The 6,713-nt window shown below is 60.0% G+C and carries 6 protein-coding genes and 2 pseudogenes; 4 read left to right on the top strand and 4 right to left on the bottom strand.

Annotation, left to right across the window (positions count from 1 at the left end):
• Positions 1-131: pseudogene (locus tag IVA82_RS02965) on the bottom strand (IS5/IS1182 family transposase); the annotation flags it as partial.
• A 264-nt stretch (positions 132-395) separates the two neighbouring features.
• Here IVA82_RS02965 and IVA82_RS02960 point away from each other — a divergent pair.
• From IVA82_RS02960 to IVA82_RS02950, 3 genes are all read left to right on the top strand, one after another.
• On the top strand, positions 396-908 hold the full coding sequence (locus IVA82_RS02960; RefSeq protein ID WP_247381841.1) for a septal ring lytic transglycosylase RlpA family protein: 513 nt from the start codon (positions 396-398) through the stop codon (positions 906-908).
• 180 nt (positions 909-1,088) lie between these two features.
• The gene (locus tag IVA82_RS02955) at positions 1,089-1,328 is read left to right on the top strand and encodes a hypothetical protein (RefSeq protein WP_247381839.1); all 240 of its coding nucleotides are present in this window, start codon (positions 1,089-1,091) and stop codon (positions 1,326-1,328) included.
• A gap of 657 nt (positions 1,329-1,985) precedes the next feature.
• Positions 1,986-2,456 carry a site-specific integrase gene (locus IVA82_RS02950; protein WP_247493157.1) on the top strand — a complete coding sequence of 157 codons (471 nt, stop codon included), beginning with the start codon at positions 1,986-1,988 and terminating at the stop codon, positions 2,454-2,456.
• Here the strand turns inward: IVA82_RS02950 and IVA82_RS02945 are convergent.
• Positions 2,413-2,988 carry a hypothetical protein gene (locus IVA82_RS02945; protein WP_247388908.1) on the bottom strand — a complete coding sequence of 192 codons (576 nt, stop codon included), beginning with the start codon at positions 2,986-2,988 and terminating at the stop codon, positions 2,413-2,415. The two genes, IVA82_RS02950 and IVA82_RS02945, sit on opposite strands and share 44 nt — an antisense overlap.
• A 51-nt stretch (positions 2,989-3,039) precedes the next feature.
• Positions 3,040-4,641 carry a hypothetical protein gene (locus tag IVA82_RS02940; protein ID WP_247388907.1) on the bottom strand — a complete coding sequence of 534 codons (1,602 nt, stop codon included), beginning with the start codon at positions 4,639-4,641 and terminating at the stop codon, positions 3,040-3,042.
• 409 nt (positions 4,642-5,050) lie between these two features.
• On the opposite strand from IVA82_RS02940, the pseudogene IVA82_RS02935 reads away from it, so the two are divergent.
• Positions 5,051-5,572 (top strand): annotated as a pseudogene (locus IVA82_RS02935) (transposase); the annotation flags it as partial.
• A 184-nt stretch (positions 5,573-5,756) separates the two neighbouring features.
• Here the strand turns inward: IVA82_RS02935 and IVA82_RS02930 are convergent.
• On the bottom strand, positions 5,757-6,713 hold a 957-nt coding region (locus IVA82_RS02930; protein WP_247493156.1), incomplete at its 5' end, for an IS630 family transposase.

The following is a 6,713-nucleotide window of genomic DNA, read 5'->3' as shown; positions in this document are numbered from 1 at the left end:
GCAGCATGTGAATGATCCCGCTGATGATGCGCCGGTCGTCGTCCCGATCCGGCCCCGTCAGTCCCGTCGGCAGATGCGGCTCGATACGTGCCCATTGCCCTGTTATTCAGCCAAAACAAACCCGCACGCATTCTCTCGCTCCCGAATCAAAAACTCGCGGGCAAGGGAATCATGTGGCGCTATTTAGGTACAGACCTAGGACTGCTCGCCGATTAACGTGGTGCGTTGGGGCGGGCTATCTGCTTGCTGCACTGCGTCTACGTTTCGCCATGCAACACATTTCAGAAATATCGGTATGAAATCACCTCTCAGCATATCAGTCCCGGACATGCGCGGAACGCGCCTTATGAGTTTGCATTGTTCTTTTGTTTTTGTGATTTGTAGTGAGGTCGATCATGCGTCTGCTTTCTGGAATGATCGTGATTGCAACAGTCTCCGCTTGGACGGGGCTTCAGGCGCCCCCTGCTGTCGGGCAAACATTCAATGACAGATGGTCCATCATTCCAAAGGCTCAAGCGGAGCCCGCTCCTGAAGGACTCGATCAGACAAAGAAGGATGAGCCGCAAGCGCAATCTCCGAACGGACAAGAGCCCTTGAAAGATCGTTCAGGCGCTCAATCATTCAATCGAATCTTTTCCGGAAAAGCCTCCTACTACTCGTATTCGAAAAGGAAGACAGCGAGCGGTTCATCGTTTGATCGGAATCTACTGACCGCGGCGCACCGCCGTCTGCCGTTCGGCACGAGAGTCCGCGTCATTGATCTTGAGACGAGTAAGTCGGTGGTGGTTCGTATCACCGACCGCGGACCATGGGTCCGTGGCCGCGTCCTCGACCTCTCACTCGCCGCCGCGCGCAGCTTGGGGATTACGGATCGTGGCGTGGCTCAGGTTCGTGCTGAGGTGTTATAGGGGGCGTTCATTGCCCTGTGAAAACACGCAACCGCCGCCCGCGCGCCCGTGCGTCAACGGTCCGGATCCTGAAACAAATCTGCCGTGTCTCTAAAGAACCCTGACGCTATCGCGGCCCTCGTATCGGCCCTCCGGCTCGTCTACGGAGACGAAGTCGCGCGGACTATGCTCCTGGAGGGTATGAGCCTTGCCGCGCTGATTGACGCGATGTTCTCCGCGCCGATAGCACATCGCGATGCCGTTCGATACGTCGCGAGTGCCTTAGATGACTTCGCCGTTACACCAGAACTTGGCCCGGTCTGGCACCTTCGCTACCTGTATGATGACCAGCCCGGCTCATTTCGCGTTGTCGATATGGAGATAGCCACGCCGGCCGGTACTCTGTCCAGCAACGATCTTTGGCTTCGGCTGCCCGTCTAACTAGCTCGCAACCTCTGCAATGTGGCCCGTGCTGTCGACGATTAGCGAGGGCCCGGTGCCTTCCTTGACGGCCTTGTAGGTCTTGATCTTGCCGGCCGGTAGTTCCTGGATGTCGAGTAGCGCGCGGGCGCATAAGTTAGCGATAATGTCATTCGACGTCAGGCAGAGCGCGGGCGAGCACGCCCTAATCAGTGGGAGCGCAGCCAGCTAACCGGCGACCGGCCCCCGGTGACGGCATCGGTCTCGAAGACCTGCCTGGTGCGCTTCGACAACAACAAGTACTCGGTCGCAGCCAGTGCAGTCGGACGACCGGTCGAGGTTCAAGTCTATGATGGATCTGGACTTCGCGATGTGTCGCCCGCTCGTCCGACGCTTGCGCCTCATATCCGGTTTTTGTTCATCGGCTCGCACCTTTGATCCACGCTTCCTTCAGACTCCGCCTCGCGACGGCAGCCCTTGCGTTTCACTAACCCTTCACCTCCATCAGGTTGGGTGGAAGACTTTCACTTCCGAGCTATTGAGCATGCCCGGCACACGACTAAACCGCTCGCGCGGTAGGACGCTGCGGCTGGCAGCGCAGCCAAGAGGATAGCGTAACGGGGCGTCCTGTTTTGAGATGAGGGGTTCGCAACCTTCACTCAAAACAGGAGCATCCCCATGACCGACGAGGCAGTGAGCCCGCTGCGCCGGCGCATGATCGAAGACATGACGATCCGCAAGTTCGCGCCGAAGACCCAACATGACTACGTGCAAAGAATCAAGAACTTCGCCGCGTTCCTCGGGCGATCACCGGATACCGCGACTTTCGAGGACGTGCGTCGGTATCAGCTGCATCTGGCATCGAGCGGCGTTGGCGTGCCGACCATCAATCAGACCGTCTCGACGCTGCGGTTCTTCTTCCGGGTCACGCTGAAGCGGCATGAGATCCTCGAACATACCCCTGTCGTTCACGAACCGCGCACAAAACGGACTCATGCACGGCAGCAATCAACGTACGGCGCATTTCGTCCGAAACGCCGTGGCTTACACGCCGCGCGGAACTCCAGCAGTGAAAAGGCTGGTGAGCTCTCTTTGGCTTCTGATCTCAGCGCGTGGCCAGCCTTCTGTACGCCGCAATGGCCCGCTTGAGATCTTCATATTCCTCGCAAGGAATGAGGCAGAGGTTTTCCAGCGCCGCCAACTGTTGCTGTGCCCTGGCCGGCTCCCCAAGCACCAGATAAGCCTCACCGAGATGCTCATGCGCGCTGCGGTGGCGGGAATTTAGCATCAGTGCCTTCTGATAATGGTCAATAGCCGGACCTATCTGACGCAGCCGCCGATAGGCATAGCCGATGTAGTTCTGGATATCGGCATTGGTCGGGTCGCGCAGCGCAGCGAACTCGAACGCTGCGATTGCGCCATTCCAATTCTCGGCGCGTAGCGCCTTCTTTCCGGCCTTGAAATCGGGATCGAGTTGCGCCCAGTCGGCGTCCGATGCAACGGATGCCATGGTGGTGCAGATCGGCCAGGCTTCTGCCGTGGTGGCCGTCTCGGCCCGACGCTCGAGCCCACCGGACGGCGGTGTCGTTGGGGTCCGCCAGCCCGGCGAGTTGATGGTATAGGCTGCCACGCCGCTCACCAGCACACCGAGCATTATTGCCAATGCGACTGACCGGATCATCGTTATCTCTCGGCCTGATGGCTTCCGGGCGGGGTCCGGGCAACCAGGCAATTATTTTCGTGCAGCACCTGTCGTATCGTCCTGGCGCGAGTATGCCCGGGCCTCACGGATTTCCTGCCGCTCCGTGTCAGCGTTCTTGGCCAGGTTCACCAGCTTGCCAAAGTAATCGGAGGCTTTCTGGTGGTCACCTGCGCTGTCGGCGGCGCGGGCGGCTCCCGAGAACGCGCGGAAGCGGTTGGGGGTCTGCTTGAGCGCGATCTCGAACTCGTTCAGGGCAGCAGCGGGCTGCCCTATCTCAAGGAGCAATTCCGCCAGCAATTCGCGGAACGGATAGAGACGATTCTCCATCGCCACATGCTTGAGGCTGCCGTCTTCGTTGTCAGCCGCTGCTCGCATGAATTGCAGCGCCTGATCGACCGCACCTTCCTTCAGTGCGACCCAGGCCGAAACGGCAAGCATCTGCTCCTCGGTGCGGTCGGCCCAGTAGGATTGGTCGGCGCGCTGCAGTGTTGTTCGCAACGCCTTCATCGCTTCGACCTCTTCTTTGGCCCCCGCAAGATCGCCAGTGCGCGCCATGCCGAGACCGCGTGTGAAGCGGATCAACGAATCCGCCATGGGATATTGGGTGGCAGTCATCGGCAAAGCGGCAGCGCCGGCCCAATCCGCTCGTTCCAGGACGTAACGCGCCGGCATCGCGGCCTTGGCGGTGAAATTGACGAAATTGATCGGACGATCGCCGCGATCAGCGGTGGCGAGCGACTTCTTGATCATCGCATCGGCCTTGGCATCCTGCGACAGCTGCAGATGTGCGTAGACCGTAAAATCCGACGCGTGATAGTAGTCGGGCTGGATCTCGAGCGACGACGCGTTGGAGGCAATGGATTCCTCCCAAAGTCCGACCATGGAGTAGATGTGCGACGGCATGTGCCGCGCGTGCGGCACGGCCGGCGCAATGCCGGCATAGCGCCGCGCTGACGCGATTCCCTTCTCGGCAAGCGGCGCGAAGTCGTAGGCGTGAATGAGGTAGTGCGTCACACCCGGATGCTGCGGGTTCTGCTCGAAGAGTTTCTCCAACAGCGCGGCGGACTTGATCTGATTGGCGTAGGTGAGGTCGCTTTTCGGCGCCGCGGCCTGAAGCGCCAAAGCATAAAAGGCCTGGACCTCGTAGTCGTCGGGATAGCTCTGCGCCATCTGCGCCATAGCGGCACTGTAGGCTGCCAGTCGGGCGTTCACGGCGACCTTGTCATGATCGCGGAAATAAGCGCTTAGCGTCTCGATCCAGTCGCGCTCGCGCTGGGTCTTCGCGCCGATGGCGCGGGCTTTTTCCAGTGCGTCCCAGGCCGCCTGCGCATCGGCCCGGCTCGGCGTGGCTGCAAGGGTGTTACCGAGGAAGTCCATCGCCACACCCCAATGCGCCATGGCGCAGGCGGGGTCCTGCTGTAGTATCCCTTCGAATGTCCGGCGAGCCTTTAGAAACCAGTATGAATGCAGCATTGCGACACCGCGATCGAACTCGGTCTGCACATTGGGGTCGCAAGAGGTAGGGAAGACCACTTTGCCCAGCTTTTCGTCTTGCTGGCCGATTGCGCCGCTTGCGAGCGCTGCAGTGATCAGGCCGGCGGCAAACAAGGTTCGTCCCGATTTCGTGTTCATTGTAAGTGCCCTTTCTGGCTTTGCGGGCGCGATGTTCCGCGAGATTGCTTCATCGGCCGCGTACGGCTCCGTCTATTCCTCTGGCTCCAGATTTTGGCTGTTGCCCAGGTGTCCTGCGAAGGGCTTACGATGCGGACAAACGCATCGGTGTCGCCTCGCGACGCGGGAGCGCAACGCTCTCAGCCACCTACAAAAATATCAAAGACGGACGATGATCGATTCACTGTGCGCTTTCGCACAGTGAATCACTAGTTAAATCAAAACACTGCGGGAGATCAAAAGGTCAGGCCATCTTGCCCTTTTCGGGCAGCCGCATTCCCCGGATTAGGACGCTTCTTGAACATGCCGATTATGTTCGTTGGTCTAGCCAGCGCCTTCAGACCTAGCATTACAGTTGCTTTGTTTGCTGTTTCGATCCTGGGGCAAGCGACCGCCGGTCGCCGGTACGGCCGCGGACCTCGCCCGGACGCGGCGCCCGTCCGACTGGAAGCGCCTGTCGGCGGGAGCCGGAACCAAAGGACCGCGGCTGCACGACTGGTGTTATCTCGAATTGGCCGACCTCGAGGCCGAGCAGTTCAACAGCGCAAATGATGGTTTATGGACGCGCGGTCTGCTGATCCGTCGCCATATCGCCGATGGCGATCTCGCCTTCTTCACCACCTGGTGCCCAGCAGGAACATCAATTGAAACGCTGGTCGCGGTCGAAGGCCATCGATGGGCGATCGAGGACAGCTTTGAAACCGCGAAAAACGAGTTCGGGCTCGATCACAACGAGAGCAGGTCCTGGCATGGCTGGCATCGCCACGTGTCCCTGGTGATGCTCGCCTTCGCCATGATGGCGGCGATCCGCCATCGCGCCAATCCGCCACCGCCCAAAAAAACCAAACCTCGCCCCCCGGCAAAAGCCAAAGCATACCCACGCCGCCGCTGATCCGTTGGTCAATCCAGGAAATCCGCCGCATCGCCATCAGGCTTGCTCGAAAGCGTATTCAACCCGCACGCATCATCGCATGGTCTTTCTGGCGCAGAGCTCATCAGGCTGCCGCTCAACGCGCTCATGTCAAATCAAAAAGACAACTGTAATGCTAGGCCAGCGTTTTTTGGTTCGAATCATATCAGGCAGCCTCGGCGAGTCTGTAGGACCAGGTGTGGACAACCGGATGGCGATTGACGTCGTCGATGCCGGCCATGATGCGCTCCTTGAGCTCGTGTTTTGAGGTCACGCGGATGTGGCGCAAGACAGACCGGGCGAACTTGGAGAAGAAGCCTTCGATGAGGTTGAGCCAAGAGCCGTGTTTGGGCGTGAACGTAAACTCGAAGCGCCCTGGTCGTCGTGTTTCGAGCCAGGTTCTGGTTTCTTTCGAGATGTGCGCGGAATGATTGTCGAGGATCAGCTTGATCGCGGTGCCGGCCGGATAGGCGGCATCGAGAAGCTTGAGGAATTCGATAAACTCGCGGCTGCGGTGGCGGTCCCTGACGAGCGCGTGGACCTTCCCGGTGAGTAGATCGATCCCAGCCAACAGGCTGAGCGTGCCATGACGTTTATACTCATGATCGCGCGCAAAGGTGGCGTGGACGCCCGGCACTGGCGGCAAATCCGGTGCCGTCGTCGCGATGGCCTGGATCCCCGGCTTCTCGTCGTAAGAGACGATCGTGACCGGCTTCTTTGATTTCTTCGGCCTGGCTGCGGCCTTTTTCAGGATCTGGACCTCGCGATAGACACACAGGACCTCCGCCATCTTCTGCTCGAACTCGCCGTCGCGACGTTCCAGATAGTAGCGCACCTTATGCGGCTTGATTTCCTCCTGGCCGAGAAGCTTGCACACCGTGCCCTGAACCAGACGGGCGAGAGATGGATGTCCGGCCGCCGGCCCGTGCTCGCGCGCATGGCGCGCCAGCAGCCGTGTCGTCCACAGCTCGTGCGGATAGCCGTGCTCCTTGGCCTTGTCGCACGCCAAAGACACCAGCCAGGCCTTGGCCTCCGGCGTGATCACCGGCTCCTTGCCCGGCCGCGGTCGGTCGTCGAGTGCCGCCAGCGCGCCATAAGCGACCGCCCGCTCAACGCAGCGCTG

Source organism: Bradyrhizobium sp. 142 (genome assembly GCF_023074015.1).
Classification (GTDB): domain Bacteria; phylum Pseudomonadota; class Alphaproteobacteria; order Rhizobiales; family Xanthobacteraceae; genus Bradyrhizobium.
The sequence above is the reverse complement of the archived record's forward strand: the minus strand, read 5'-3'. Positions and strand labels throughout refer to the sequence as shown.

What these genes read in the sequence shown, in the direction of transcription:
- IVA82_RS02960 (WP_247381841.1), top strand. Translation starts at nt 396, where the DNA reads ATGCGTCTGCTTTCTGGAATGATCGTGATTGCAACAGTCTCCGCTTGG.
- IVA82_RS02955 (WP_247381839.1), top strand. Translation starts at nt 1,089, where the DNA reads ATGAGCCTTGCCGCGCTGATTGACGCGATGTTCTCCGCGCCGATAGCA.
- IVA82_RS02950 (WP_247493157.1), top strand. Translation starts at nt 1,986, where the DNA reads ATGACCGACGAGGCAGTGAGCCCGCTGCGCCGGCGCATGATCGAAGAC.
- IVA82_RS02945 (WP_247388908.1), bottom strand. Translation starts at nt 2,988, where the DNA reads ATGATCCGGTCAGTCGCATTGGCAATAATGCTCGGTGTGCTGGTGAGC.
- IVA82_RS02940 (WP_247388907.1), bottom strand. Translation starts at nt 4,641, where the DNA reads ATGAACACGAAATCGGGACGAACCTTGTTTGCCGCCGGCCTGATCACT.